Source organism: Armatimonas sp. (assembly GCF_031410135.1).
Classification (GTDB): domain Bacteria; phylum Armatimonadota; class Armatimonadia; order Armatimonadales; family Armatimonadaceae; genus Armatimonas.
Map to the genome: position 1 here is coordinate 1 of NZ_JANNYP010000114.1, position 1560 is coordinate 1560.

Genomic DNA, 1560 nt, shown 5'->3' on the forward strand with positions numbered 1-1560 from the left:
GCCCTCCACGTCGCTAATCCCGTGCCCGCTTGGTATGGCGAGGGCGATGAGAAAGTTTATGTGGACGGTGAGACCTGGCCCTCCTGGTTTGGCACCGGCACCGAGGACTACTTCGGCTACGCCTGGAGCATGAACACCGAGTTCCAAAAGCCGTACCACGCCCAGGTTCACAGCGAGAAGCCGGGAAATTTCGGTCACAGCATCATGGCTCGGTGGCACGTTTCCGACAGGATCACGTTCGAAAAAGACATTCGGTTCGATCTAGAAAATTGGCACTGGGCAGAAGTGGACTGTCGATTCGACCTCACTGCCTATTGGTATTCTCGACCCGGTGACAGTGGTCCGCATCCAGTCGACGTCAAGAATCTCCCATTCGAGCGACTCCTCGGACCAAAACGCCAGCCGGGAATGATTGAGGGCGAAGACATGAAGGTCCTGCGCCGCACTGGAGGTCAAACATCGGTCCAAGACGGATTCGCCGAACCCAGCGGAGGAGCCCAGTTGTGGTGGATCCAAGCCAAGGCAGAGGATGTTCTCGAACTCGAATTCGTCGTGCCAGTGAAAGGAACCTACGCATTAGAGGGCAATTTCTGCCATGCCATCGACTACGGCATCCATGAGTTGGTTCTGGATGGCGAGAAGCTCGCCGAAAAGGATTTCTTCAACAATGGAATTACTTGGAAGAAGATTGCCCTCGGAACGCGCGCGCTCACCGCTGGCAAGCACATCCTGAAAGTGATTTGCAAAGGAAAGAATGCTCTTGCCGCACCTGGGCAGATGTTCGGGCTTGATGGGATCAAACTCAAACCCGTAAAGTAATCATTGTGTTGGACCGCGCAAGGAGTGCCTCACGCGGTCCGGGCAGGACTAGAAGGTATCGCTAAACCGATAGGCTTCGATGAGCTTTCGCTCGCCTTCTTTTCCTTGTTGCGTTTTGCCGTGCTCCATTCCAAGCACACCTTTGAAACCCTTTTTGTAAAGGTGCTCAAAGATTTTGCGGTAGTTCATTTCTCCACTGGTTGGCTCGTTTCGACCGGGGTTATCTCCGATTTGGTAGTAGGTCACCTCTGAGTAAGCGGCATCGATGTTGGGGATGATGTTCCCGAGTTCGATCTGGGCGTGGTACATGTCGTACAACACCTTGCAGGAAGGACTCTTCACCGCTTTGCAAATCGCGTAGCCCTGAGGAACCGTCTTGAGAAAGTGGTCCGGGTGATCGCGAAAATTCAGCGGCTCGATGACCATTTCAAGACCGTGGGGTTCGAAAATCTCTGCCGCGCGGCGGAGAGCGTCGATCACGTGGGCGGTTTGGTACTCGTGGTGCTGTCTAGGATCGACCATTCCAGGCACGACCGTCATCCACTTGGCGTTCACGCGCTTCGCCACCTCTACCGCGACCTTACACTCACCAAGAAACTTCTCCAGAGAGTCTGCCTTTCCTGTGGCAAGGGTCGGACTCCAGGCCGTCGAAAGGTTGACGACGAAGACTCCCATGAGAATTCCGTTGTCGCGCATCCCTTTCGCGATTTTCTCCTGCTCAGCGACGGATCGACCCGCCAT

Annotated in this window: 2 protein-coding genes; one reads left to right on the top strand and one right to left on the bottom strand. The window is 54.9% G+C overall.

Annotation, left to right across the window (positions count from 1 at the left end; genetic code table 11):
- Positions 1-819: DUF2961 domain-containing protein (locus RMO15_RS04290; protein ID WP_309708269.1), on the top strand; the 819-nt coding region annotated here is incomplete at its 5' end.
- Between the two features lie 48 nt (positions 820-867).
- Here RMO15_RS04290 and RMO15_RS04295 read toward each other — a convergent pair.
- Positions 868-1560: TIM barrel protein (locus tag RMO15_RS04295; protein ID WP_309708272.1), on the bottom strand; the 693-nt coding region annotated here is incomplete at its 5' end.